The organism is Nocardioides pantholopis (assembly GCF_003710085.1).
Taxonomy (GTDB): Bacteria; Actinomycetota; Actinomycetes; order Propionibacteriales; family Nocardioidaceae; genus Nocardioides; species Nocardioides pantholopis.
This window is the reverse complement of the sequence record NZ_CP033324.1, coordinates 1,403,916-1,428,774: the sequence shown is the minus strand read 5'-3', so window position 1 is coordinate 1,428,774 and position 24,859 is coordinate 1,403,916. Positions and strand designations below refer to the sequence as shown.

The window sequence follows — 24,859 nt, the reverse complement described above, 5'->3', positions numbered from 1 at the left end:
GCGTGCCCGTCATCGAGCTCCAGGACGCCGGCGTCGCCGTCGCCGCCCCGGACGGCGAGCGCACGATCCTCGCGCCGACCACCCTCACCCTCACCGAGCACCGGGTCGGCCTGATCGGCGGCAACGGTTCGGGCAAGTCCACCCTGGCCCGGCTGCTCAACGGCCTGGTGACCCCGTCCTGCGGCCGGGTGCTCGTCGACGGGCTGGACGTGGCCCGCGCCGGCGCCCGGGTCCGGCGCCGGGTGGCGTTCTCCTTCACCGACCCGGCTGCCCAGCTGGTGATGCCGACCTGCGTGGAGGACGTCGAGCTCTCGCTGCGCCGCCAGGTCCGCGATTCGCGCGAGCGTCGTCGGCGCGCACTGGAGCTCCTCGACCGGCACGGCCTCGGCGCCCACGCCGACGTCTCGGTGCACGCGCTCTCGGGCGGCCAGAAGCAGCTGCTCGCGCTGGCCGGCGTGCTGGCCACCGAGCCCGCGCTCCTGGTCGCCGACGAGCCGACGACGCTGCTCGACCTCGCCAACACCCGGCGGGTCGGCGACCTGCTCCTCGGGCTCCCCCAGCAGCTGGTGCTGGTCACCCACGACCTCGACCTGGCCCGCCGCTGCGACCGGGTGCTCGTGGTCGCCGACGGCGCGGTGACCTACGACGGCCCGGCCGCGGCGGCCGTGGACCACTACCTGGCGACGGCGGGCGCGTGAGCGGCCCCCTGCTGATCGGCGTCTACCAGCCGGGGGCCACCGTGCTGCACCGGCTGCCGGTCGGCCCCAAGGTCGCCGGGCTCGCGGCGTTCAGCCTGGCCGTGGTGCTGGTGCGCAGCATGCCGGCGTCGTTCTGCTGGCTCGCGCTGGCCGCGCTCGGCGCCGCGCTGGCCCGGGTGCCGCTGGCCGCGCTGGTCCGCTCGGCGCGCGCGATCCTGCTGGTCGCCGTCGTCCTCGCCGCCCTGCAGTGGTGGCTGGAGGGCCGGGGCAAGGCGGTCGAGACCCTGGTCGACCTGCTGGCGCTGGTGCTGGCCGCCCTGGTCGTCTCCGCCACCACCCCGGTGCACGCGATGCTGGACGCGATCGTGCGCTGGCTGGGGCCCGCGCGGCGGCTGGGAGTCGACCCCGACCGGGTGGCGCTCACGTTCTCCCTGGCCATCCAGGCCCTCCCCGGCACTGTCGCGCTGGCCGTGGAGACCCGGGACGCGGCCCGCGCCCGCGGCCTCGGCCGGCACCCGCGGGCCTACCTCACCCCGTTCGTGATCCGGGTGGTGGCCCGGGCCCACGAGACCGGCGACGCCCTGCACGCCCGCGGCCTCGGCGACGAGGACCCCGACGAGGGGCTCACCACGGATCGCCGTCGCGCCAGTCGCAGGTGAGCGGGGCGTCCAGGTCGAGCGGCACCGTCCCGGGCCGCACCAGGACCGCCCCGTCGTCGTCCGGGGTGGGGCGGATGCCGTCGGGGGTCAGCACCGAGGTCGGCCCGCGCCAGGGCAGCCAGCCGCGGGCGGCGTACAGCGGCAGGCCGGCGTCGGAGGACCCGAGCGCGAGCAGCTCGTAGGCCGAGGACAGGCCCTCGAGCGCGGTCAGCACCGTCGAGCCGTGGCCACGGCGCCGGTGCTCGGGGTGCACGGCGACCGCCTCGACGTACCCGCAGCGCAGGGCGCGGCCGCCGTGGAGTAGCCGGCGCAGCACCAGCGACCCGTGTGCCAGGACGTCGTCGCCGTCGACCACGAGCGCGTGCATCCCGCCGAGCGCGTGGTCCCAGTCGGTGTCGTCGAAGCCGCCCTCGGCGGCGGGGAAGGCGCGGCCGAGCAGGCCCCGGACCGCGGCGAGCTCGTCGCCCGCGAGCTCCCCGGAGTGGGCCATCACCAGCCGGCTCACCATCCCGGCGCCGTCCGTCCGGCCCACGGCGCCGCGGCCTCGATCTGCGCCGAGAGCGCGAGCAGCAGCTCCTCCTCGGCCGGCCGGGCGGCCAGCATCACCCCGACCGGCAGCCCGTCCGTGGTCCAGTGCAGCGGCAGCGAGATCGCCGGCATCCCGGTCACGTTCCATGCCGAGGTCCACGGCGTGAACGCCATCTGCGCCCGGAAGTCCGCGGCCGGGTCGGCGTCGTCGCGCAGCGCCCCCACCGGGACGGGCGGGGCCGCGAGCGTGGGCGTCAGCACCACGTCGTACGGCGCCAGCGCGGCCAGGGCGGTGGCGGCGAAGCGCCGCATCGCCCCGATGGCCAGCCCGAACTCGGGGCCGGTCGCGGCCCGGCCCCGCTCGGTCAGCCACCGGGTGAGCGGGCGCAGCTGGTGCTCGCGGCCCTCCGGCGCGGTGGACAGCGCCGTGAGCACCGCCCAGCAGGTCTCGAAGACCGGCACCGCCTCCGGCGGCAGCGGGACGGCGACGTCCTCCACGTCGTGGCCGAGCGACTCCAGCAGCTTGGAGGCGTCCTCCCAGGCCTCGACGCAGGCGGGGTCCACCGCCACGTCGGCGAGGATCGGGGTGACGAACCGGGCCACCCGCAGCCGCCCGGGCTCCCGGTCGCAGGCCTCCAGGAAGGTGCCCGGCGGCGCCGGCGCCCAGGAGGGGTCCTCCGCGCGGCGCCCGGCCAGGACGTCGAGCAGCGCGGCGGTGTCGCGGACGGTCCGGGCGATCGGCCCGGCGGTCGCCAGGCCGATCGGGTCGCCGTACAGCGGGAACCCGCTGACCCGGCCCCGGCTGGGCTTGAGCCCGACGAGCCCGCAGCACGACGCCGGGATCCGGATCGAGCCGCCGCCGTCGGAGCCCTGCGCGAGCGGGACCAGGCCGGCCGCCACCGCGGCCGCGGCGCCCCCCGACGAGCCGCCCGCGCCGCGACTGCGGTCCCACGGGGTCACCGCCGGTGGCGCGATGTCGGGCTCGGTGTAGCAGGGCGAGCCGAACTCGGGCGTGTTGGTCTTGCCGAGGCTGACCAGCCCGGCCGCCTCCATCGAGAGCACCACCCCGTCGGAGACCCGCGGCACGAAGTCGTCGTACGCCGCGGACCCCAGGGTGGTCCGCACCCCGGCGGTCAGGTTCAGGTCCTTGATCGCCGTGGGCACCCCGTGCAGCGCCCCCGCCCCCGGCGCGGGACCGAGGGCGGCGGCGCGCTCGCGGGCCAGCTCGGGGGTGAGCGTGACGAACGCGCCGACCGAGTCGAGTCGGTCGGCGCGTTCGAGGTAGTGCTCGGTGAGCTCCAGCGGCGAGACCTCGCGGCGCCGCACCAGCTCGCCCTGCTCGAGGGCCGTCAGGTCGTGCAGGTCGGTCATGGGACCGACGCTAGGGCATCAGGCCGCGGTGGAGGGCGTGGCGTCGTACTCGACCAGCGAGCGCAGCGCGCCGCGGAACTTCTCCTGGACCTCGGCGTCGGCGAGGACGTCGACCTCGACGCCCGGCTGGGAGACCGTGACGTCCTCGAGCACGACCGCGCCGGCGATGTTGGCCGAGCGGGCGGCGTCCGCGTGCGCCCAGCGGCCGCCGTACGGCGTGGGGGTGGTGCCGATGACCGCGACCGGCTTGGCGGTCAGGGCGCCGGCGCCGTACGGGCGGGAGAGCCAGTCGATGGCGTTGTTGAGCACGGCCGGCATCGTGCCGTTGTACTCGGGGGTGACGATCAGGACCCGGTCGGCGCCGGCGACCCGCGCGCGCAGCGACGCGGCGGCCGCGGGGACCTCGTCGGCGTCGAGCTCCTCGTTGTAGAACGGCAGCTGGTCGAGGCCGTCGAGAATCTCCACCGAGACTCCCTCGGGCGCCTCGGCTGCGAGCCGCTCGGCGATCCGGCGGTTGACGGAGTCGGCGCGGAGGCTGCCGAGCAGCACGGCGACGCTGGTCTGGGACATGGGTGCTCCTGGGGGTCGGGACGAAACAGGTTCGCGAGGTGAACCGGACCATAGTCCGCTTCTATTCCCGCGCCGCCCGCAGACGTTCCCCCTACGCTGGGCCCACGATGTCCGAGCCCCTCCTGCTGCCGCTCCTGGGCGACCAGCCGCCCGAGCGCAGCGATGCCGCGCGCAACCGGGAGCGGCTGCTGCGCGCGGCCCGCGACCTGATCGGCGTGCACGGCATCGACGCGGTCACGATGGAGGCCGTGGCCGCCCGGGCCGGCGTCGGCAAGGGCACTGTCTTCCGCCGCTTCGAGTCCCGCGAGGGCCTGATGGCCGCCGTCCTGGACCACTCCGAGACCGAGTGGCAGGCAGCGGTCCTCTCCGGCCCCCCGCCGCTGGGCCCCGGCGCCCCCGCCCTGGAGCGGCTGCTCGCCCTGGGTCGCACCCGGCTGGAGTCCACGCTGCTGCACGCCGACCTGATCCGGGCCGCCGGCCGGGCCGGCTCCCGCTCCTACGCGGCGTACTCCTTCACCGCCATGCACGTGCGCCTGCTGCTCTCCGAGCTCGGCGTCATCGGCGACCTGCCGCTGCTGAGCACCGCCCTGCTGGCCCCGCTCGAGCTCGCGATCGTCGAGCAGCAGGTGCGCATCGAGCACTTCCCCGTGGACCGGGTCTACGTCGGGTGGGTGGACCTCGTGCACCGCGTGATCGGGCCCGCCGCGCGCGGCGACTGAGCCCCCGATCCGGGTGCGCGGATCAGCGGACCGACTGGAAGGGCCGGGCGTCGTCGGGACGCCAGTCAGTGCCGTGCTGGTCGACCTGCCAGCCCAGGGCACCGACCAGCGCCACCAGGACCACCAGCGCGACCAGCCAGCGCCGCCCGTCCCGGGCCAGCGGGTTCACCACGCGGGACAGCGGGGACCGGACCCGGCTGCTGCCGGGGCCGCACCACAGCGCCACCGCGAGCACGACGCCGCAGCAGCCGAGCGCCACCGGCAGCGTGGTCGCCACGGCGTAGCAGACCAGGGCCCCGGCCGTGGCCAGGCCGGCGCTCCACAGCACCAGCAGCGCGGTGGTCGGCACCGAGCGGACCAGGTGCCAGGGCGCGCCGAGCAGGAACTGCGCGCCGTCGTACCAGCGCCGGCCGCGGCGCAGCCGGCGGTCGCCCGCGGCGCTGGCCGCCAGCGAGCCGCTGCGCAGCAGCCAGACCGCCAGCACCACCAGCACCGCCACGACCCAGGGGTACGCCGCGAGCCCGGCGCCGACCGCGAGGGCACCACCGGCCCAGAGCACCGCACGGGCGGCACGCTCGGCCATCCCCGGGGCGGCCGGCCCGGCCGGGAGCGGCTCGGGGGCGAGCTGCCACGGCAGCGCGCTGGTGGCGGGCTCGGGGTCGTACTGGGTCTCGTACTCGGGCTGGTAGCGGGTCGGTGTCTCGTCCGCCACCACGTCCCGGGCGTCGACGGGCGCGCCGGTCCAGTGGTCGGTCGGCTCCACGGCGGCGGCCAGCGCGGCCGCGGCGAACGGCTGGGTGTGCACGTCCTCGGCCTGCGGGGGCGGCGGGACCGGTCGGTCGACCCGGGTGGTCTGCGGGCGCAGCCAGCCCAGCAGCTCGGCGAGGGTGGGGCGCTCCGCCGGCTCCGGGTCGAGGGCGAGGTCGACGACCTCGCGCAGCCGGCCGGGCAGGCCCTCGAGGTCGTGCTCGCCGCGCCGGACCCGGTCCATGATCGCCATCGCCGGACCCCGACCGAAGGGCGGGCCGCCGGTGCCGGCATAGGCGACCGTGGCCGCCCAGGAGTGGATGTCGGAGGCGGCGGTGGCGTCCTCGCCGTACAGGATCTCCGGCGCGAGGTAGCCCGGCGTCCCGAGCAGCCAGCCGGTGTGGGTGAGCCGGGGGTCGTCGGCGACCCGGGCCAGCCCGAAGTCGATGAGGATCGGGGTCCGACCCTCCATCAGCACGTTGGAGGGCTTCACGTCACGGTGCAGGACGCCGACCTCGTGCACCGAGGCCAGCCCCTCCGCCAGGCAGGCGGCGAACCAGAGCAGGTCGCGGCCCGTGATCGGGCCCTCCTCCACGACGTGGTCGTGCAGGGAGAGGCCGGGGACGTACCGGGTGGCGACGTAGGGCACCTCGGCCCACGGGTCGGCGTCGATGATCTCGGCGACCCAGCGGCTGCGGATCCGCTCCAGGGACCCGACCTCGCGGGCCAGCCGGGCGCGGGCCTGGTCGTCGCCCACGATGTGGGGGCGCAGCACCTTCAGGGCGACCCGGGAGCCGTCCTCGTGGCGGGCGAGGTGGACCACGCCCATGCCGCCCTCGCCGACCTTGGTCAGCAGCGTGTAGGGCCCGACGGTCCGGCCGGCGCCGACAGGGCGCGAGGGACGGGAGACCGGAAGCTCGGACACGGGACGAATCTACCCGGGTCCGCCGGTTTCCCGCCCCTCGCGGCGCGGTACGGCGCGGCTCAGCGGGCGCCCTGGGTGGCCGTCGCGAGGGACTCGACGAACGTGTCGAGGCCCCAGGTCAGCGACAGCGCGGTCGGCGGGGAGACCGAGGAGACGATGTCCTCGCCCACGACGTTGGCCACGGTGCCGGCGCGGAACTGCTCCATGGCCGAGAAGGTCTTGTCGCCCTCGATCTCGGCGAGCCGCTCCTCGTTGGGCACGTAGGAGAGCAGCACGTCCGAGGTCAGCTTATCGACCTCCTCGGTGCTGATCGTGTAGAAGAACGTGTCCTCCTCGGTGTCCAGCTCGCCGACGCTCGGCGCCAGCGTGAAGCCGAGGTCCTCGAGGAACTGCACGCGCGGGTCCGCGGCGCGGTAGACGTAGAAGGCGCTGGGGTCGATCGCGACCGCGGCGATGGTCTTGCCCTCGAACTCGGGGTGGTCGGTGGCGGCCTGCGCGACCTCGCCGTCGATCTCCTCGAGCAGGGTGTCGGCCTCCTCGGACTTGCCGAGGGCGTCACCGACGGTGGTGATCACGTCGCGCCACGGGGTGGCCCACGGCTGGTCGGGGTAGGCGACGGTGTCGGCGATCTTCGAGAGCTTCTCGTAGTCGGCCTCGGTGATCCCGGAGTAGTTGGCCAGGATCAGGTCGGGGTTCGCGGCGGCGATCTCCTCGAACGGCGGCGCCTCGGCGTCGGTCAGCAGCGTCGGCTCCTCGTCGCCGGAGGCCTCGATGGCCTCCTTCTGCCAGGGCATGTAGCCCTCCTCGGTGGCGCCGTAGGAGTTCGTCGGCATCGCGACCGGGGTGACGCCGAGCGCGAGGGCGGCGTCGGCGCTGCCCCAACCCCAGGTCACGACCCGCTCGGGGCGCTCGTCGATCTCGGTCGTGCCGAAGACGTGGTCGATGCTGACCGTCTCGAACGACCCGGCGTCGCCGCTGCCGGCGTCGTCGTCGGAGTCGTCGGAGCCGCAGCCCGCCAGCGGAAGCGCGAGCAGCAGCGCGCCGAGCGGCAGCGCGAAGCGGCTCAGCCGACGGCGCCGGGCGGGGTGGGAGCGAAGGGGCGACACGGAGTCTCCTCGGGTGCGGGACCGGCGGGCCGGTCGGTGTTAGGCAAGCCTAACCTACACCTACCCTCAGGCTGGGTCCATGCCCCGGACCCCGGGGCCGGAATAGCGACCGACCGGCACGACGAGCGGGCGCCCGGTGACCGGGTCCGGGATCACCCGCGCCTCCAGCCCGAAGGCCGCCCGGATCTGCTCGGCGTCCAGCACCTCGGCGGGCGGCCCCTCGCAGAGCACCCGCCCCTGCGCCATCACCACGAGGTGATGGGCGTAGCGGGCGGCGAGGTTCAGGTCGTGCAGCACCATCACGACGGTGGTGCCGCGGGTCTCGTTGAGCTCGGCGAGCAGATCCAGGACGTCGACCTGGTGGGCGATGTCGAGGTAGGTCGTGGGCTCGTCGAGCAGCATGATCCGCGGGTCCTGGGCGAGCATCATCGCGACCCAGACCCGCTGCCGCTGGCCGCCGGAGAGCTCCTCGACCCGGCGGGTGGCGAGCTCGTGGGTGTCGGTCAGCGCGAGCGCCGCGGCGACCGCGTCGGAGTCGGTGCTGCTCCAGCGCCGGAACGCGCCCTGGTGGGGGTGCCGGCCGCGCCCGACCAGGTCGGCGACCGTGATCCCCTCGGGGGCCACCGGCTGCTGGGGCAGCAGGCCCAGCACCGCGGCCACGTCCCGCGGGCGCAGCCGCTGGAGGTCCTCGCCGTCGAGCTCGACGGTGCCGCCGACCGGCTTGAGGATCCGACCCAGACCGCGCAGCAGCGTGGACTTGCCGCAGCCGTTCGCCCCCACGATCACTGTCACCTCGCCGGCGCGGACGTCGAGGTCGACGCCGTGCACCACCGTGCGCTGGTCGTAGGCCAGCTGCACGCCGCAGGCGCGCAGCGAGACCGCACGGGGCTGCTCGCCCGCACCGGCTGTCCGGTCGGCCGTCAGGGTCATCCGCACGTTCCTTCTCACGTCCCTACCCACGTTCCTACTCACGTCCCTGGTCACGCGCTCGTCACGTCGGCTCACCTCGGCGCTGCCGGTCCGGTCAGCTCGCCCGGGGCCGGGCGCTGACCATCAGCCAGATCAGGTACGGGCCGCCGATCGCGCCGGTGACGACCCCGACCGGGACGGACAGGTCGGCCGGCAGCAGGTGCTGGGCCACCACGTCGGCGCCCACCACCAGCACCACGCCGACCAGCGCGGACTGCACCAGCGCCAGCGCGCCGTCGCCGAGCAGCCGCCGGGCGACCGGGGCGGCGATCAGCGCCACGAACGCGACCGGGCCCGCAGCCGCGGTCGCGACGGCGGCCAAGGCGACACCCAGGGCGACCACGACGCCGCGGGCCAGCTCCGGTCGTACGCCGAGGCTGCCGGCCTGCTCGTCGCCGAGCAGCAGCAGCCCCAGCGACCGGGCGACCAGCGCCACCATCGGCACCAGGACCACCACCGCGACCGCGAGCGTGCGCACCAGCTGCCAGTCGGCCTGCGCCAGGCTCCCGGTCATCCACCGCAGCGCGGTCTGGGCCTCCTTGACGTCACTGCGGGTCAGGAAGTAGCCGATCGCGCTGGTGCACACGTAGGCCACGCCAATGCCGGCGAGCACGAAGCGGTTGCCGGTCATGCCGCCGCGCCAGGCGACGGCGTACAGCAGGAGGCCGACGGCGGCGCCGCCGCCCAGCGCCGAGAGCGAGACCCAGGTGCCGCTGAGCCCCCCGGCGAGGATCGCGGCCACGGCCGCGGCGCTCGCACCCTGGGAGATGCCGATGATGTCGGGGCTGGCCAGCGGGTTGCGCAGCACTGACTGGAACAGGGCCCCGGCCAGGCCGAAGGCGGCGCCCACCAGGACGCCGAGCAGGAGGCGCGGCAGGCGCAGGTCCCGGACGATGAAGCCGGCGGCGCCCTCGTCGCTGCCGGCGAGCGCGCCGAGCACCTCGCCGGCCGAGAGCCGGTAGTCGCCGAGCATCAGCGCGGTCACGGCCAGCGCGCCCGCCACGGCGAGGAGCACGGCGGTGACCGTCGCCCGACGGCGGCGGCGCCGGCGACGCGAGTCGCGCAGCCCGGCCCCCGCGACCGCTGTCCGCTCGGCCGGCGAGAGGACGGTGGCGCTCACGCGGTCACGCTCCGGGAGCGGCGCACCAGCACGAGCAGGACCGGGGCGCCGACCACGGCGACCACGAGCCCCGCCTCGAGCTCGGCGGGGCGGACGACGAGCCGGCCGACGAGGTCGGCGGCGAGCAGCAGCACGGGCCCGGCCAGCGCCGAGAGCGGCACCAGCCATCGGTAGTCGGGTCCGACCACTGCCCGCGCGAGGTGGGGCACGACCAGGCCGACGAACGCGATCGGGCCGACGAGCGAGACCGCCGAGCCGCAGAGCAGCACGACCGCGGCCACCACGAGCAGCCGCCCGCGGGTCACGTCCTGACCCAGGCCGCGGGCCACGTCGTCACCGAGCGCGAGCGCGTTGAGGACCCGGCCGGCGGCCAGCGCCAGCACCAGCCCGACGCCGGCGAACGGCGCCACGGTCGCGAGCACGTCGAGGTCGCGGTTGGCCAGCGAGCCGACCTGCCAGAAGCGGTACTCCCCCAGGGTGTGCCGGTCGCTGAGCAGCACCACGGTGATCAGCGAGGTCGCGGTCGCGGTGAACGCCGCCCCGACCAGTGCCAGCTTCACCGGGGTGACGCCCTCCCAGCCCAGCGACGCGGCGCCGTACACGACCAGCGCGGCGACCGCCGCTCCGGCGAACGCGAACCACAGGTAGCCGCCGACCGAGCCGACCCCGAAGCCCGCGATCGCCACGACGACCGCCAGCGAGGCGCCGGAGTTGATGCCGAGGAGCCCGGGGTCCGCGATCGGGTTGCGGGTGACGCCCTGCATCAGCGCTCCCGCCGCGCCCAGAGCAAGACCGGCGACCAGGCCGATCAGCGTGCGCGGCACCCGTTGGTCGCGGACCACCAGGTGGTCGTTGTCGCCGCCGACCGGCGACCACAGCGCGTCCCACACCGTGCCGGCGGGGATGTCGCGGGCGCCCCACATCAGGCTGGCCAGCGCGCAGGCAGCGATCAGGAGCAGCAGTGCGGCCGCGGCCGTCGCACCCCGCAGGCCGACCCGGCTGCGGGCCGGTGCCCGCGGCGACCTGGCGGTCGGCCCCGCGGGGTGATCGAGCACCGAGCTCACCAGCCACCTCCCGGATCGGTCCGCCACGGCGCGACGAACAAGGGGCCGGCATGAGGGACGGCGCCGGCAACTTAGGTGAGCATAACCTCAGTCACGCACCGCGCGGTCAGACGATGCGGTGCATCCAGCCGAACGGGTCCTCGGCGCGGCCGTACTGGATGTCCACAAGGGCCTTGCGGATCGCCATCGTCACCTCGCCGCCCTCGTGGGCGCACGGCACCTCGCCGCCGTCCCACTTCAGGCTGCCGACCGGGGTGACCACCGCGGCGGTGCCGCAGGCGAAGATCTCGACGATCTCGCCGCTGGTGACGCCCTCGCGCCACTCCTCGATGCCGAACCGGCGCTCCTCGACCGGGTGTCCCATCTTCTGGGCCAGCTCGATGATGCTGGACCGGGTGATGCCCTCGAGGATCGTCCCGGTCGCCGGAGTGACGATCCGGCCGTCCGCGTAGACGAAGTACATGTTCATCCCGCCGAGCTCCTCGACGTACGTGCCCTCCTGGGCGTCGAGGAACACGACCTGGTCGCACCCGTGCGCCGCGGCCTCCTGCTGGGCGACCAGCGAGCTCGCGTAGTTGCCACCGGTCTTGGCCGCGCCCATGCCGCCGCGGCCGGCGCGGGTGTACTCCTCGGTCAGCCACAGCGAGACCGGCTTCAGGCCGCCCTTGAAGTAGGAGCCGGCCGGGCTGGCGATGACCATGAACGTGACGTGCTGGGAGGGCCGCACGCCGAGGAACTTCTCCGAGGCGAACATGAAGGGCCGCAGGTAGAGGCTCTTCTCCCCCGCGCCCGGCTCGGTGGTGTCGGGCACCCAGCGCTGGTCGATGCGGACCAGCTCCTGGACGGCCTGGAGGAAGTCGGGGACCTCGAGGACCGGCAGCGCGAGCCGGTGGCTGGAGGTGACCATCCGCTCGGCGTTGGCCTCGGGGCGGAAGGTCCAGATCGACCCGTCAGCGTGCCGGTAGGCCTTCATGCCCTCGAAGGTCTCCTGGGCGTAGTGCAGCACCGCTGTCGCGGGGTCCAGGGTGAGCGGGCCGTACGGCTCGATCCGGGCGTCGTGCCAGCCCGCGTCGGGGGTCCACTCGACAGTGAACATGTGGTCGGTGAAGTGGTTGCCGAAGCCCGGGTCGGCCAGGATCTCAGCGAGCCGCTCGTCGCTGACCGGGTGGGTGTTCACGGTGGCGCTGATCTGCATGGGATTCACGGTAGTCCTCTCGCTGGCGACCTCGCCAAAAGGGGCCAGGGGCCAACGGGGTCAAAAGGGACGGCGCCGGGCACCCGTGGGGTGCCCGGCGCCCGGGGAACGGGTGCGGGCCTCAGCCGGCTACTCGCGCGGCGATCGCGTCGCCGACCTCGCTGGTACGCCGGGGGGCGCCCGGCGTGCGGGCGGCGAGGTCCGCGACCACCGCGTCGTCGATGGCCCGCGCGGCCTCGGGGTGGCCGAGGTGGTCGAGCAGCAGCGCCGCGGAGAGGATGGCCGCGGTGGGGTCGGCCTTCTGCTGGCCGGCGATGTCGGGCGCGGAGCCGTGGACCGGCTCGAACATCGAGGGCGCGGTCCGGTCCGGGTTGACGTTGCCGGAGGCGGCCAGGCCGATGCCGCCGGTGATGGCGGCGGCGAGGTCGGTGATGATGTCGCCGAAGAGGTTGTCGGTGACGATCACGTCGAAGCGCGACGGGTCGGTGGCCAGGAAGATCATCACCGCGTCGATGTGCAGGTAGTCGGTGGTGACCTCGGGGTACTCCGCGGCCACCTCGTTGAAGATCCGCCACCACACCGAGCCGGCGTGGACGAGCACGTTGGTCTTGTGGACCAGTGTGAGCTTCTTGCGCGGCCGGCGCTGGGCGCGGGCGAACGCGTCGCGGACGACCCGCTCCACGCCGTACGCGGTGTTGACCGAGACCTCGGTGGCGACCTCGGCCGGGGTGCCGACCCGCAGCGCGCCGCCGTTGCCGGTGTAGGGGCCCTCGGTGCCCTCGCGGACCACCACGAAGTCCACCTCGCCCGGGTCGGCGAGCGGCGAGACCGCACCGGGATAGATCTTGGAGGGGCGCAGGTTCACGTAGTGGTCGAGGTCGAAGCGCAGTCGGAGCAGCAGGCCGCGCTCGAGCAGGCCCGGCGGCAGGTTCGGGTCGTTCGGCTTGCCGCCGACGGCGCCGAGCAGGATGGCGTCCTGCTGGCGGATCTCGGCCAGCACGGAGTCCGGGAGCACCTCGCCGGTCGCGAGGTAGCGCTCGGCGCCGAGCTCGTAGTGGGTCTGCTCGAACTTCACGCCGCTCGGGGCGGCCGCCTCGAGGACCTTGAGGGCCTCGGGGGTGACCTCCTGGCCGATGCCGTCGCCGGGGACGACCGCGAGCCGGACGCTGCCGGACGCGGGTGCTGGGGTGCTCGAGCTGCTCATGGGGTCAACGCTAGTTGTCGTCGGGACGCTGGCCGCCGTTGTCCCGCAGGTCGAGCGAGCGCTGCACAGCGACCCGGACGTTCTCGTGGCTGCGCGGGTTCTCGGGGTGGTGGCTGGCCGGTCCCCACTCGGGATACATGTCGTACATCGTCTTCTCCCCTGTCCTGTTCCGGCGTCCGGACCTGGTGTCGCGGACGGCTCGCGGGTCGTGCTCGGCGGGTCTGGACACCGCCGGCAGATGTCCCGCGGAGGGACGGACCGCCCGGGGATCGCCCGGGTCGGGGATGCGTCAGAGGCTGCGGATCGCGCGTGCTGCTGAGGGCGTACCGCCGCGGAGACATCTGCCGATGTGCCGAGAGGCCGCCCAACGCCGAACACCGCGGCGAGGTGGCCTCTCGATCAGCAGGTCTGCTGCTGGGCCTCGCCGCGGCACTCGATAAGTACGAGGACGCTCCGCATGATGGCCGCGACCCTACGCCGCTCCCCCGCCCCGTGGCGCGGGGTTTCACGGATCGTCCGCGATCCGAGACCGGTGGCCCGGGGTGGAACACTCGACCCATGAGTGCTCCGCCCGACCTTCCCGACGTGGTCGCCCGTGCGTTCGACGTCTCCCGCAAGGCCGGGTACGTCTCGTTCTGCCGCAACGAGACCGGTCGGCTGCTGGCCACCCTGGCCGCGACCCGCGGCGGCACGATGGCCGAGTTCGGGACCGGCTGCGGGGTCGGCACCGCCTGGCTGCGCTCCGGCGTACGCGGCACCGGCACCCGGATCCTGACCGCCGAGCTGAACCCGAAGCTGGCCCGGGCCGCCGCCGACATCTTCACCGACGACCCGCAGGTCGAGGTGCTCGCCGCCGACTGGTCGACGCTGCTCGACAAGGGCCCGTTCTCGCTGCTGTTCCTGGACTCCGGCGAGCCCACCGAGGTCGGGGTCGACGCGATCGCCGACCTCGTCGAGCCGGGCGGGATCGTCGTGCTCGACGACTTCACCCCCTGCGAGGTGTGGCCCCCGGTCGCCTACGGCCGGGTCGACACCCTGCGCGAGCAGTGGCTCACCGACGAGCGCTTCACCGCCGTCGAGGTGATGGTGGCCTCCGACGCGGCCACGGTCATCGCCACCAAGCACTGAGGCTCCCGGGGATACCCACGCCGCTGGCGGCCCCGCCCCACGTGGGGCCGCCAGCGGCGTACTCCTCGGGCAGCTCCCGCGCTTCTCGGCCCTGGCAAGGGCCGAGAACCCTGGATCCCCGGTGTACCGGGGATCCTCGGGGGGCGGGTCGGCCGCCCTCAGATGTCGGTGGGCATCAGGTTGGTGCCTGACTTCATCCGCTCCCGGAAGCTTCCCGTGGGGAACTCGCGGTCCTTGAGCTTCTCCATGAAGCCGCGCAGGGTCCGGGTGCCGTACGCCGGGGCGACGTGGTCGACGACCGACCAGTACTTGGCGGCCTCGAGGTAGTAGGCGACCGGCTTGAGCTGCTTGCTGATCCTGCCCATCCGGGTGAGGCGGGCGATCTTCTTGTCCCACGAGGCCATCGTGACGACGTTCCAGCTCTCCGGGCGGCCGGTGACGTCGAACATCATCTGCCCGGCGCCCTTGAGGGTCACCACGTTGTCGTCGGTCCACGGTCCACCGACCGGCAGCACCCGGCCGTAGGACTCCTCGCGCAGTACGTGGTTGACGATGAACTCCGCCAGGTCCTCGCGGGCGATCGGGTTCACGACGCTGTACTCGCCGTGGTCGAAGATCCGGTAGGGCTCGCCGTTCTTCACGTCGCCGAAGGTCATCGCCAGGTAGGGGAAGTACGACGTGGGACGGATGATCGTCCAGTCCAGGGCGCCGTGGTGCTGGCCCATCAGCTCGCCCTCGACCTGCAGCTTGTAGACCTGCGGGATCAGCTCGGGCCGGTAGGCGCCGAAGTCGCTGATGTGGACGAACTGCTGCACCTCGTGGGCGACCGCCGCCTGGATGCCGTGAACGATCGCGTCGTGGTCGACGAGCCGGCACTCCTCGGCGTCGTTGGGCCGGCGGCCGCTGAGCAGCGAGATGACCACGGCGGTCGGGGCGGCGGCGACAGCATCCAGAACATCCTGGGCGCGGGTCGGGTCGCCGACCACGATCTCGGCGTCGGCGAACTCGGCGTCGTTCTTGGCCTCGGCGTTGCGGGCCAGGACGGCGGGCCGGTAGCCGCGGCGGGCCAGCTCGGGCACCAGCGCCCGGCCGATGTAGCCGGTGCCGCCCAGGACCAGCACGCGCTCGCCGTTCCCGGTGCCGTCGGCCCCGGTCGTGTACGTCGTGGACGTCGAGGTGAGCAGCCGGGAGCGGAGCTCGGAGCTGTGCCGCTGGGCCGCCGCGACGTCGAGGTCGGTGATGGTGCTGAAGGCCATGGGGGCTCGTTCCTCCGTCCGGGCCGACCACACCGATCGACCTGGACTAGATCATATATCTTCTGCCCCGACTTGTCTCTCAGGCCCGGCCGCGACAGCGCGTCGACCCCCGCGGTGGCCGACAACTCGGATGCGGCGGTCGCCGCCGCGGCGTACCGTCGACGGCGTCCCAGCCCCGTCCGTAGGCAGGTCCCGTTGCTCCACTGAGGTCGCCGCCCCACCCGCACCTCACCTCGGAGCACAGCTATGCCCGCGACCCCTGCTGTCCTCAGCTTCTCCTCGGTCGGCTTCTCCTGGCCCGACGGGTCACCGGTCCTCGCCGACCTCGACCTGCTGCTCCCGCCCGGCCGGGCCGGCCTGGTCGGCGCCAACGGCGCCGGCAAGTCGACAGTGCTCCGGCTGGCAGCCGGTGTCCTCGCCCCCACCAGCGGCCACGTGCAGGTCGGCGGGGAGGTCGGCTACCTGCCCCAGGACCTGACCCTGGACGTGGCGCAGCCGGTCGAGGAGTTCCTCGGCATCGCACCGGTGCGCCGCGCCGTCCGAGCGATCGAGGCCGGATCGGTCGACCCGGCCGACTACGACACGGTCGGGGACGCCTGGGACGTCGAGGAGCGCGCCGTCTCCGAGCTGGAGCGCCTCGGCCTGCCCGGCGAGCTGCTCGACCGCCGGCTCGGCGAGGTCTCCGGCGGCGAGGCCGTCCGGCTCGGGCTCGCCCGGCTGCTGCTGGCCCGCCCCGACGTCCTGCTGCTCGACGAGCCGACCAACAACCTCGACGCCGCGGCCCGCGCCCGGCTGTACGACGTCGTGGCGAGCTGGCCGCGGACGCTGCTGGTCATCAGCCACGACCGGGAGCTGCTCGAGCGGGTGGACCGGATCGGCGAGCTGCGGGCGGGCGGGGTGCGCTGGTACGGCGGCGGCTACCGGGCGTACGCCGAGCAGGTCGCCGCAGAGCAGTCCGCCGCCGCCCAGGCCGTGACCGCGGCCCGGTCCGACCTGCGGCGCCAGCCCGCGGACCGGGTCGAGGCCGAGCGGGTGCTGGCCCAGCGGCGCCGGTACGGCGCGAAGATGAACGCCACCAAGCGCGAGCCCAAGATCGTCATGGGTGCCCGCAAGCGCTCCGCCCAGGAGTCCGCCGCGAAGTACCAGCGGGTCCACGAGGCGCGCCTGGTCGAGGCGCACGAGCGGCTGGAGTCCGCCGAGAGCCGGGTGCACGAGGACCGGACGATCCATGTCGACCTCCCGGCCACCGCGGTCCCGCGCGGCCGGGAGGTGCTGACGACGCGGTCCCTGGTCCTGCGCACCGGCGCCGCCGTCGACCTCGACCTGCACGGCCCGGACCGGGTGGCGGTGGTCGGACCCAACGGGTCCGGGAAGACGACGCTGCTGGAGACCGTCGTCGGCCATCTCCCGCCGGCGTCGGGCTCGGTCCGCGTCCACGTGCCCGTCGGGTACCTCGCCCAGCGCCTGGACCTGCTCGACGACGACCGCACGGTCTACGAGAACGTTGCGGCCCGCGCCCCGCAGGCGGACCCGACGGCGGTCCGGGCCCGGCTGGCCCGGTTCCTGTTCCGGGGCCGGGTCGCGGACCGTCCGGTCGGGGCGCTCTCCGGCGGCGAGCGGTTCCGCGCGACGCTGGCCGCGCTGCTGCTCGCGGAACCGGCCCCGCAGCTGCTGCTGCTCGACGAGCCGACCAACAACCTCGACTTCGCCTCCTACGACGCGCTGGTCGCCGCGCTCGCGGCGCACCGCGGCGCGCTGGTCGTCGTCAGCCACGACCCGGTGTTCCTGGCGGACGCCGGCGTGGACCGGGTCGTCGACCTGGGACCGGGTCAGGACACCGAGGGCCAGATGTAGGGCAGGTCGTCGGGGTCGTCGGGGAACCGGGGCCGGTAGAAGTCCGGGTCCTTGCGCAGCAGCGAGGAGCGGTGGCTGCGGTGGAAGTCCTCGTCGCCCAGCCAGGGCGGCAGCGCGGCGGCCCGCGCGAGCTCGGCCTGGGTGCGGATCCTGTCCACGCCCGCGGCGGCGAGATCGGCGGTGATGGTGGCGGCACACGTGTCCGCACGCCCCGCCTCGACCCAGACCTCGCAGCAGGTCAGCGCGTAGCGGCCCAGCGCCTCGACGTACCCCAGCCACATCTTCACCGCGGGGTGGTGGCGCCAGCCGTAGCCCGGCACGATCTGACCACGGATCACCTGGATCCCCTCGACCCGCTGCTTGCCGAGCCGGCGGGGGTCCAGGGCGCGGGCGGAGGCCTCGAAGTCGGGGAAGGGCAGGAAGGTCTGCACGGACATCCGGTGTCCCACCGGCGGCGTTCTCACCGGCGCTCCGGCGTCCATCCGGGTGCGTCGGGACGGCTTCGGTGGCAGGCTCGGGGGGTGGACATCCGCACCGAGCGCCTGCGCATCCGGCCCTGGCGCCACGACGAGGCACAGCGGCTGCTCGACATCCAGAGCCGCGTGGAGGTGATGCGCTGGCTCGGCGACGGGGAGCCGGTGCTGATGCGGGACCTCGATCAGGCGCACACCCGCATCGAGACCTACGCCGCGCGCAGCGTGGTGCCGCCGCTGGGGGCGTGGGCGGTCGAGGTCCTCGAGACCGGGCAGGTGGCCGGGACCGTGCTGCTGCTGACGGTGCCGAACGCCGAGGCCGGCGAGGTGGAGATCGGCTGGCACCTGCACCCCGACTCGTGGCGGCACGGCTACGCCACCGAGGCGGCCGGCGCCGTCCTCGGCCACGGCTTCGGGTACGGCCTGCCCGAGGTGCTCGCGCTCACCCACCTCGACAACGGGCCGTCCCAGGCCGTGGCGCGGCGCCTGGGCCTGCGCTCCCGGGGCGTGGTCGACAAGTGGTACGCCGGCCCCTCGGCGCTCTTCGCGATCACCGCCGAGGAGTGGCGGGCCGCCCGCTCGTGAGCACCCGGGCCGCCACCTGCACGGTCCTGCGGGCCGACGGGACCGCGCTGGTCGCGCGGGTGGAGGCGGTGCCGCTGGCCGACGGGCGGGTGGGCTTCCGGGTCGGGCCGGACGGCGACCTCGGTGAGCTGGCCGCGCTCGTCGGGGCCGGTCGCCCGGTCGCGCTCGGCCCGGGCAGCCCGCGCCCGGCCCGGGTGGTGCGCTCGGGCCGCTGGCACGCCGAGGTCCTGGACCGCAGCAGCCGCTCCCTCGGACCGCTGGGGCGCTGGCCCCGGCGCGACCAGGATCCGGTGGTGCTGGTCGACGCCGGCTGAGCCGCCCAGGGGCGGCCCCCGGTCGGGCGCCGGATCAGACCGCGCAGCCGTCCGGCCCGCAGGCCGCGGCGTCGTCGCCGCCGGCCATCTGCAGGACCGGGTGCGAGGCGGCCCAGGCCTGCTCGAGCGCCTGGGTGAACACCTCGACCGGCTGGGCGCCGGAGATGCCGAAGGCGCCGTCGAGGACGAAGAACGGGACGCCGGTCGCGCCGTAGGCGCGGGCCTGGGCGGCGTCGGCGGCTACCTCGTCGGCGTACTCCTGGCCGGCGAGGACCGCGTCGACCCGGTCCCCGTCGAGGCCGGCCTCGAGGGCGACGGACCGCAGCACGTCGGGGTCGCCGACGTTCTCGGCCCGGATGAAGTACGCCGCGAGCAGCGCCTCCTTCAGGTCGCGCTGGAGCGCCGGCCCGCCGGCGTCGAGGGCGAGGTGCAGGAGCCGGTGGGCGTCGACGGTGTTGGTGTGCACGTTCTCGAAGATCCGGAACGCCAGGTCCTCGCCGGCGGCGGCGTCCACGACGCCCTGCATCATCTGCCGCATCTCGTCCTCGCTGCGGCCGTACTTGCGGGCCAGCGAGACGACCGTCGGCTCGGTGCCGTGCCGCGGAGCGCTGGGGTCGAGCTCGAAGGAGCGGTAGACCACCTCGACCTGGTCGGCGTGCTCGAAGCCGTCCAGGGCCCGCTCCAGGCGGCGCTTGCCGATGTAGCACCACGGGCAGACGACGTCACTCCAGATCTCGATGCGCATGCTGGTCGAACCAGGCGCCGGGACCCGGCATTCCCCCGACCCGGGCCTCGGGGTCCCGGGGTCACCCGTCGGGGTCCCCTCAGGGGCGGGTTCAGCGGCTTCCCCGATGTGCCCGGGCCGGCTGCGACGGCACGCTCGTGGTCATGATCACAGTCGAGTCACTCACCAAGAGGTACGGCGCCTTCACCGCCGTCGATGACGTGTCCTTCACCGCCGAGCCCGGCCGGGTCACCGGCTTCCTGGGGCCGAACGGCGCGGGGAAGTCCACGTCGATGCGCGTCATGGTCGGCCTCACGCCGCCGACCTCCGGCCGGGCGACGATCGCCGGGCGCCCGTACGCCGCGCTGCCGAACCCCGGCCTGGAGGTCGGCGTCCTCCTCGACGCCTCCGCCCAGCACGCCGGCCGCACCGGACGGGAGATCCTGACCATCGCCCAGCAGACGATGGGGCTGCCCCGCAGCCGGGTCCAGGAGATGGTCGACCTGGTCAGCCTGACCGGCACCGAGGCCGACCGCCGGGTCCGCAACTACTCCCTCGGGATGCGCCAGCGGCTCGGCATCGCGACCGCCCTGATCGGCGACCCCGAGGTGCTCGTCCTCGACGAGCCGGCCAACGGGCTCGATCCCGCGGGCATCCGCTGGATGCGCGACCTGCTGCGCGACTACGCCAATCGCGGCGGCACCGTGCTGCTCTCCTCGCACCTGCTGCACGAGATCGAGGTCATCGCCGACGACCTCGTCGTGATCGGCAACGGCCGGATCGTCGCCCAGGGCACCAAGGCCGAGCTGCTCGAGGCGGCGGGGACCGTCGTCCGCGCCGCCGACCCGGCCCGGCTGGAGCGGGCCCTGCACGGCTCGGGGATCGCCGCGACCGCGTCCCCCGACGGCGCCTTCCGCACCGACGCCGACACCGACCTGGTCGGCCAGGTCGCCCTCGCCGCCGGCATCGCGCTGACCGAGCTGCGCAGCGCCGACGGCGCCGGCCTCGAGGAGATGTTCCTCGAGCTCACCGCAGAGACCCAACGAGAAGGAGCAGCGGCATGAGCGCCGTCACCGCCACCACCGCCACCGACCCGGCCGACCAGGCCGCCCCGGCCACCGCCGGCCGGGCCACCCCGAGCCCGATCCCGCTCTCCCGCGTCGTCGGGGTCGAGCTGCGCAAGATGTTCGACACCCGGGCCGGCTTCTGGCTGCTGGCCAGCATCGGCATCCTCTCGGTGCTGGCGACCGCGGCGACGATCCTGTTCGCTCCCGAGGAGGAGCTGACCTACGAGGCGTTCGCCTCCGCCATCGGGTTCCCGATGGCGGTGATCCTCCCGATGATCGCGATCCTCGCGGTCACCAGCGAGTGGAGCCAGCGCAGCGGCCTCACCTCGTTCACGCTGGTGCCGAACCGCAGCCGGGTGATCCTGGCCAAGGCGATCGGCGCGGTCGCGATCGGCGTCGTGTCGATGTTCGTGGCGCTGGTCATCGGCGCCCTCGGCAACGTGGTCGGCACCGCGATCACCGGCACCGACGTGGTCTGGGACGTCTCGGTCACCGAGTTCGCGTTCATCGTGCTCGCGAACGTCCTCGGCCTGATGGTCGGCTTCATGCTCGGGGTGCTGTTCCGCAGCTCGGCGGGGGCGATCGTGGCGTACTTCGTCTACTCGCTGCTGGTGCCCACGCTCGCCGAGCTGCTCTCCTCGATGCAGGACTGGTTCGCCGACCTGCGCCCGTGGGTGGACTTCAACTACGCCCAGGGCCCGCTCTTCGAGGGTGTCGTGTCCGGCGAGCAGTGGGCCAACCTCGCCGTCACCGGCGTGCTGTGGCTGGTCCTCCCCCTGGCCGCCGGGATCGCCCTGGTGATGCGCTCCGAGGTCAAGTGATCCCTCCCCCGGACCCCGGACGCAGCGAGCCGGCACGGACCACTGGTCCGTGCCGGCTCGTCGTACGTCGTGCGGCTGGGATCAGCGCGCGGCACTTATTTGCTCCGCACTTGCGGGGCTCGGCTCCGGCACACCTCGCTACGCTCGGCGTACCTCCGCCTCACTCCTCAGCGCGTCGCGGTGCCCTCGGTGTAGTCCGAGTCGTGGCTCTTCACCCAGGCCATCAGCTTGCGCAGCTCGCGCCCGGTCTTCTCGATCGGGTGCGCCTCGCCCTGCTCGCGGAACTTGGTGAACTCGGGGTTGCCGTTGTCCATGTCCGCGATGAAGCGGTCGGCGAAGGCGCCGGACTTGATGTCGGCGAGCACGGCCTTCATGTTCTCCTTCACCTCGGGGGTGATCACCCGGGGGCCGGAGACGTAGTCGCCGAACTCGGCGGTGTCGGAGACCGACCAGCGCTGCTTGGCGATGCCGCCCTCGTACATCAGGTCGACGATCAGCTTCAGCTCGTGCAGGCACTCGAAGTAGGCGACCTCGGGCTGGTAGCCGGCCTCGGTCAGGGTCTCGAAGCCGTACATGACCAGCTGCGAGGCGCCACCGCAGAGGACCGCCTGCTCACCGAACAGGTCGGTCTCGGTCTCCTCGGTGAACGTGGTCTTGATGCCGCCGGCACGCAGGCCGCCGATGCCCTTGGCGTAGGACAGCGCGAGGTCCCAGGCCTTGCCGGAGGCGTCCTTCTCCACCGCAACCAGGACCGGCACGCCGCGGCCGTCGACGTACTCGCGACGGACCAGGTGGCCGGGGCCCTTCGGGGCGACCATGAAGACGTCGACGCCCTCGGGCGGGGTGATGTAGCCGAAGCGGATGTTGAAGCCGTGGCCGAAGACCAGGGTGTCGCCGTCGTTGAGGTTCGGGGCGATCTCCTCGGCGTACAGCTTCCGCTGGTGCTGGTCGGGCGCGAGGATGACGATGACGTCGGACTCCGCCGCCGCCTCGGCGGGGGTGAGCACGCGCAGGCCCTCGGCCTCGGCCTTGGCGCGGCTCTTCGAGCCCGGCTGCAGGCCGACGCGGACGTCGACGCCCGAGTCGCGCAGCGACAGCGCGTGGGCGTGGCCCTGGCTGCCGTAGCCGATGACCGCCACGCTCTTGCCCTGGATCAGGGACAGGTCGGCGTCGTCGTCGTAGAACATCTCAGCCACGGGGGCTTCTCCTTCTGGTTGGTTCTCTCGAGGGGTGGAGCTGTGGTGCGGGTGTTTCGGACGGTACGCCGTCAGCCCGCGGCCGGCGGGGCCGGGATCGCGACCGGACGCAGGCTGCGCTCGGAGACCGAGCGGGCTCCGCGGCCGATGGCGACCATCCCCGACTGCACCTGCTCGCGGATGCCGAACGGCTCCACGATGCGCAGGAAGTCGGCCAGCTTGCCGGCGTTGCCGGTGATCTGGATGGTCAGGGCGTCCGGGGCCACGTCGACCACCTTGGCCTTGAAGAGCTGGACGGTGTCGAGGACCTGGCCGCGGGTGTCCGCGGTGGCCGCGACCTTGACCAGGAGCAGCTCGCGGTGGACCGAGGCCCCCGACTCGAGCTCGACGATCTTGATGACCTCGACCAGCTTGTTGAGCTGCTTGGTGACCTGCTCCAGCGGAGAGTCCTCGACGTTGACCACGATGGTCATCCGGGAGACCTCCTCGTGCTCGGTCGGGCCCACGGCCAGCGACTCGATGTTGAAGCCGCGCCGGCTGAACAGCCCGGCGATGCGGGCCAGGACGCCGGGCTTGTCCTCCACGAGGACCGAGAGGGTGTGCCGGGTCATCAGACGTCGTCCTCGTCGAAGTCGGGCGCGAGGTCTCGCGCGTACTTGATGTCGTCGTTGCTGGTGCCGGCGGCGACCATCGGCCAGACCATGGAGTCGCGGTGCACCCGGAAGTCCACGACCACCGGGACGTCGTTGATCTCCATCGCCTTCTCGATGGTCAGGTCCACCTCGGCGGGGTTGTCGCAGGACAGCCCGACGCAGCCGTAGGCCTCGGCGAGCTTGGGGAAGTCCGGGATCCGCACCGGACCGCCGTGGCGCTGGAGGTTCGTGTTGGAGTAGCGCTCGTTGTAGAACAGCGTCTGCCACTGGCGGACCATGCCGAGCGAGTCGTTGTTGATGACCGCCACCTTGATCGGGATGCCCTCGATCGCGCAGGTCGCCAGCTCCTGGTTGGTCATCTGGAAGCAGCCGTCGCCGTCGATGGACCACACGGTGGAGTCCGGCATGCCGACCTTGGCGCCCATCGCGGCCGGGACCGAGTAGCCCATGGTGCCGAGGCCGCCGGAGTTCAGCCACGTGTTGGGGCGCTCGTAGCCGATGAACTGCGCCGCCCACATCTGGTGCTGGCCGACCCCGGAGGTGTAGATCGCCTCGGGGCCGGCGATGGCGCCGAGCCGCGAGATGACGTGCTGGGGGGCGAGCGAGCCGTCCGCGGGGCGCTCGTAGTCCAGGGCGTACTTGGCCTTCACCCCGGACAGGAACTGCACCCAGCCCTCGTAGTCGCCGGTGCGGCCGGCGTCGGCCTCGACCTTGAGCGCGACGACCAGGTCGCTGATCACCTCGCGGCAGTCCCCGACGATCGGCACGTCGACGGCGCGGTTCTTGCCGATCTCGGCGGGGTCGATGTCGGCGTGGATCACCTGGGCGTGCGGGGCGAACGAGTCCAGGTTGCCGGTGACCCGGTCGTCGAAGCGGGCGCCGAGGCTGATGATCAGGTCGCTCTTCTGCAGCGCGGCCACCGCGGCGACGGTGCCGTGCATCCCGGGCATGCCCAGGTGCTGGGGGTGGCTGTCCGGGAACGCGCCGCGCGCCATCAGCGTGGTCACGACCGGGATGCCGGTCAGCTCGGCCAGCACCCGCAGCTCGCGGTGCGCCGCGGCCCGGATCGTGCCGCCGCCGACGTAGAGGACCGGACGGCGCGCCTCCAGCATCAGCCGGGCGGCCTCACGGATCTGCTTGGCGTGCGGCCGGGTCACCGGGCGGTAGCCGGGCAGGTGCAGCTCGGTCGGCCAGGCGAAGCTCGTCATCGACTGCAGCGCGGACTTGGCGATGTCGACGAGGACCGGGCCGGGCCGGCCGGTGCTCGCGATGTGGAAGGCCTCGGCGATCTTCTGCGGGATCTGCGCCGGATCGGTGACCAGGAAGTTGTGCTTGGTGATCGGCATCGTGATGCCACGGATGTCGGCCTCCTGGAAGGCGTCGGTCCCGATCAGCGAGGAGCCGACCTGGCCGGTGATCGCGACCAGCGGGACCGAGTCCATGTGGGCGTCGGCCAGCGGGGTGACCAGGTTGGTCGCGCCGGGTCCGGAGGTGGCCATGCACACCCCGACGCGGCCGGTCGCCGCGGCGTACCCCTGCGCGGCGTGGCCGGCGCCCTGCTCGTGGCGGACCAGGATGTGGCGGATGCTGGAGTCCATCAGCGGGTCGTACGCCGGGAGGATCGCGCCGCCCGGGATGCCGAAGATGTGCTCCACCCCGGCCGCCTCCAGCGACGTGACCAGGCTCTGCGCGCCGGTGATCTGCTCGCTCATTCCTTGCTTTCCCTATCCCGAACCCGTGCTGCACGGGGATCTGCTCGAGGTCTGCGTGGCAACAAAAAACCCCTCGGTTGCGTGGGCAACGAGGGGTGACGCGCTGGCTGACGGAGGTGGTGTCAGCGGGCGCGTCGCGTGCGTACAAGAAGGTCCTGGCGCATGCTCACCACCGTAGCCGGTCGGGCTCGGTCCCGTCAG

At 73.8% G+C, this 24,859-nt stretch carries 26 protein-coding genes; 9 read left to right on the top strand and 17 right to left on the bottom strand.

Annotated elements, in window-relative coordinates; translation table 11 throughout:
- The first annotated feature begins 2 nt into the window (after window positions 1-2).
- A complete protein-coding gene (locus EBO35_RS06790; RefSeq protein WP_122817047.1) occupies window positions 3-698 on the top strand; it encodes an energy-coupling factor ABC transporter ATP-binding protein in 696 nt (231 codons plus the stop codon).
- Window positions 695-1,357, top strand: a complete 663-nt coding sequence (locus tag EBO35_RS06785; protein WP_122817046.1) for a CbiQ family ECF transporter T component — start codon at window positions 695-697, stop codon at window positions 1,355-1,357. The genes EBO35_RS06790 and EBO35_RS06785 overlap by 4 nt, the downstream gene beginning before the upstream one ends.
- On the opposite strand, the gene EBO35_RS06780 is transcribed toward EBO35_RS06785, so the two are convergent.
- The 3 genes from EBO35_RS06780 to EBO35_RS06770 are packed head-to-tail and all read right to left on the bottom strand — an operon-like array spanning window position 1,323 to window position 3,826.
- Window positions 1,323-1,865 carry a GNAT family N-acetyltransferase gene (locus EBO35_RS06780; RefSeq protein WP_122819418.1) on the bottom strand — a complete coding sequence of 181 codons (543 nt, stop codon included), beginning with the start codon at window positions 1,863-1,865 and terminating at the stop codon, window positions 1,323-1,325. The genes EBO35_RS06785 and EBO35_RS06780 overlap by 35 nt on opposite strands.
- Window positions 1,859-3,256, bottom strand: coding sequence for an amidase (locus tag EBO35_RS06775; RefSeq protein ID WP_122817045.1), 1,398 nt, complete (start codon window positions 3,254-3,256; stop codon window positions 1,859-1,861). The genes EBO35_RS06780 and EBO35_RS06775 overlap by 7 nt, the downstream gene beginning before the upstream one ends.
- 18 nt (window positions 3,257-3,274) lie before the next feature.
- Complete coding sequence (locus EBO35_RS06770) at window positions 3,275-3,826, bottom strand: NADPH-dependent FMN reductase (RefSeq protein WP_122817044.1); 552 nt, start codon at window positions 3,824-3,826, stop codon at window positions 3,275-3,277.
- 107 nt (window positions 3,827-3,933) lie between these two features.
- Here EBO35_RS06770 and EBO35_RS06765 point away from each other — a divergent pair, with 107 nt between their 5' ends.
- Window positions 3,934-4,545: a TetR/AcrR family transcriptional regulator gene (locus EBO35_RS06765; protein ID WP_122817043.1), complete on the top strand. Its 612-nt coding sequence runs from the start codon at window positions 3,934-3,936 to the stop codon at window positions 4,543-4,545.
- Window positions 4,546-4,567: 22 nt separating this feature from the next.
- Here the strand turns inward: EBO35_RS06765 and EBO35_RS20155 are convergent, their stop codons facing one another.
- From EBO35_RS20155 to EBO35_RS19410, 8 genes are all read right to left on the bottom strand, one after another.
- Window positions 4,568-6,217, bottom strand: coding sequence for a serine/threonine-protein kinase (locus tag EBO35_RS20155; RefSeq protein WP_122817042.1), 1,650 nt, complete (start codon window positions 6,215-6,217; stop codon window positions 4,568-4,570).
- Window positions 6,218-6,276: 59 nt separating this feature from the next.
- On the bottom strand, window positions 6,277-7,323 hold the full coding sequence (locus tag EBO35_RS06755) for an iron-siderophore ABC transporter substrate-binding protein (protein WP_206422695.1): 1,047 nt from the start codon (window positions 7,321-7,323) through the stop codon (window positions 6,277-6,279).
- Between the two features lie 66 nt (window positions 7,324-7,389).
- A complete protein-coding gene (locus EBO35_RS06750; RefSeq protein ID WP_122817041.1) occupies window positions 7,390-8,253 on the bottom strand; it encodes an ABC transporter ATP-binding protein in 864 nt (287 codons plus the stop codon).
- A gap of 94 nt (window positions 8,254-8,347) precedes the next feature.
- Window positions 8,348-9,412, bottom strand: a complete 1,065-nt coding sequence (locus tag EBO35_RS06745; RefSeq protein ID WP_122817040.1) for a FecCD family ABC transporter permease — start codon at window positions 9,410-9,412, stop codon at window positions 8,348-8,350.
- A complete protein-coding gene (locus EBO35_RS06740; protein ID WP_241153899.1) occupies window positions 9,409-10,476 on the bottom strand; it encodes a FecCD family ABC transporter permease in 1,068 nt (355 codons plus the stop codon). Before EBO35_RS06740 ends, EBO35_RS06745 begins: the two co-directional genes overlap by 4 nt.
- 106 nt (window positions 10,477-10,582) lie before the next feature.
- Window positions 10,583-11,671: a branched-chain amino acid aminotransferase gene (locus tag EBO35_RS06735; protein WP_122817039.1), complete on the bottom strand. Its 1,089-nt coding sequence runs from the start codon at window positions 11,669-11,671 to the stop codon at window positions 10,583-10,585.
- A 121-nt stretch (window positions 11,672-11,792) separates the two neighbouring features.
- A complete protein-coding gene (locus EBO35_RS06730; protein WP_122817038.1) occupies window positions 11,793-12,875 on the bottom strand; it encodes a 3-isopropylmalate dehydrogenase in 1,083 nt (360 codons plus the stop codon).
- 10 nt (window positions 12,876-12,885) lie between these two features.
- Window positions 12,886-13,023 carry a hypothetical protein gene (locus tag EBO35_RS19410; protein WP_164477847.1) on the bottom strand — a complete coding sequence of 46 codons (138 nt, stop codon included), beginning with the start codon at window positions 13,021-13,023 and terminating at the stop codon, window positions 12,886-12,888.
- A gap of 410 nt (window positions 13,024-13,433) precedes the next feature.
- On the opposite strand from EBO35_RS19410, the gene EBO35_RS06725 reads away from it, so the two are divergent.
- Window positions 13,434-14,003 (top strand): O-methyltransferase, encoded by a 570-nt coding sequence (locus EBO35_RS06725; RefSeq protein WP_122817037.1) that lies wholly within the window; start codon window positions 13,434-13,436, stop codon window positions 14,001-14,003.
- Between the two features lie 158 nt (window positions 14,004-14,161).
- Here the strand turns inward: EBO35_RS06725 and EBO35_RS06720 are convergent, their stop codons facing one another.
- Window positions 14,162-15,259 carry an NAD(P)H-binding protein gene (locus EBO35_RS06720; RefSeq protein ID WP_122817036.1) on the bottom strand — a complete coding sequence of 366 codons (1,098 nt, stop codon included), beginning with the start codon at window positions 15,257-15,259 and terminating at the stop codon, window positions 14,162-14,164.
- Between the two features lie 246 nt (window positions 15,260-15,505).
- Between EBO35_RS06720 and EBO35_RS06715 the strand changes: the two genes are divergently transcribed.
- A complete protein-coding gene (locus tag EBO35_RS06715; protein ID WP_122817035.1) occupies window positions 15,506-17,113 on the top strand; it encodes an ABC-F family ATP-binding cassette domain-containing protein in 1,608 nt (535 codons plus the stop codon).
- Here the strand turns inward: EBO35_RS06715 and EBO35_RS06710 are convergent.
- Window positions 17,089-17,550, bottom strand: a complete 462-nt coding sequence (locus EBO35_RS06710) for an MSMEG_6728 family protein (protein ID WP_241153898.1) — start codon at window positions 17,548-17,550, stop codon at window positions 17,089-17,091. The two genes, EBO35_RS06715 and EBO35_RS06710, sit on opposite strands and share 25 nt — an antisense overlap.
- Window positions 17,551-17,634: 84 nt before the next feature.
- Here EBO35_RS06710 and EBO35_RS06705 point away from each other — a divergent pair, with 84 nt between their 5' ends.
- Window positions 17,635-18,171, top strand: coding sequence for a GNAT family N-acetyltransferase (locus tag EBO35_RS06705; protein WP_122817034.1), 537 nt, complete (start codon window positions 17,635-17,637; stop codon window positions 18,169-18,171).
- Window positions 18,168-18,485, top strand: a complete 318-nt coding sequence (locus EBO35_RS06700) for a hypothetical protein (protein ID WP_127480295.1) — start codon at window positions 18,168-18,170, stop codon at window positions 18,483-18,485. Before EBO35_RS06705 ends, EBO35_RS06700 begins: the two co-directional genes overlap by 4 nt.
- A 34-nt stretch (window positions 18,486-18,519) precedes the next feature.
- On the opposite strand, the gene EBO35_RS06695 is transcribed toward EBO35_RS06700, so the two are convergent.
- Complete coding sequence (locus EBO35_RS06695) at window positions 18,520-19,230, bottom strand: DsbA family oxidoreductase (protein WP_122817032.1); 711 nt, start codon at window positions 19,228-19,230, stop codon at window positions 18,520-18,522.
- A 143-nt stretch (window positions 19,231-19,373) separates the two neighbouring features.
- Between EBO35_RS06695 and EBO35_RS06690 the strand changes: the two genes are divergently transcribed.
- Window positions 19,374-20,273, top strand: a complete 900-nt coding sequence (locus EBO35_RS06690) for an ABC transporter ATP-binding protein (protein ID WP_122817031.1) — start codon at window positions 19,374-19,376, stop codon at window positions 20,271-20,273.
- Window positions 20,270-21,097 carry an ABC transporter permease gene (locus EBO35_RS06685; RefSeq protein WP_122817030.1) on the top strand — a complete coding sequence of 276 codons (828 nt, stop codon included), beginning with the start codon at window positions 20,270-20,272 and terminating at the stop codon, window positions 21,095-21,097. Before EBO35_RS06690 ends, EBO35_RS06685 begins: the two co-directional genes overlap by 4 nt.
- 167 nt (window positions 21,098-21,264) lie before the next feature.
- Here EBO35_RS06685 and ilvC read toward each other — a convergent pair whose 3' ends face one another.
- From ilvC to EBO35_RS06670, 3 genes are all read right to left on the bottom strand, one after another.
- On the bottom strand, window positions 21,265-22,293 hold the full coding sequence (gene ilvC, locus EBO35_RS06680; protein WP_277601061.1) for a ketol-acid reductoisomerase: 1,029 nt from the start codon (window positions 22,291-22,293) through the stop codon (window positions 21,265-21,267).
- A gap of 71 nt (window positions 22,294-22,364) precedes the next feature.
- A complete protein-coding gene (gene ilvN, locus EBO35_RS06675; RefSeq protein ID WP_122817029.1) occupies window positions 22,365-22,904 on the bottom strand; it encodes an acetolactate synthase small subunit in 540 nt (179 codons plus the stop codon).
- Window positions 22,904-24,658 (bottom strand): acetolactate synthase large subunit, encoded by a 1,755-nt coding sequence (locus tag EBO35_RS06670; RefSeq protein WP_122817028.1) that lies wholly within the window; start codon window positions 24,656-24,658, stop codon window positions 22,904-22,906. Before EBO35_RS06670 ends, ilvN begins: the two co-directional genes overlap by 1 nt.
- Between the last annotated feature and the right edge of the window lie 201 nt (window positions 24,659-24,859).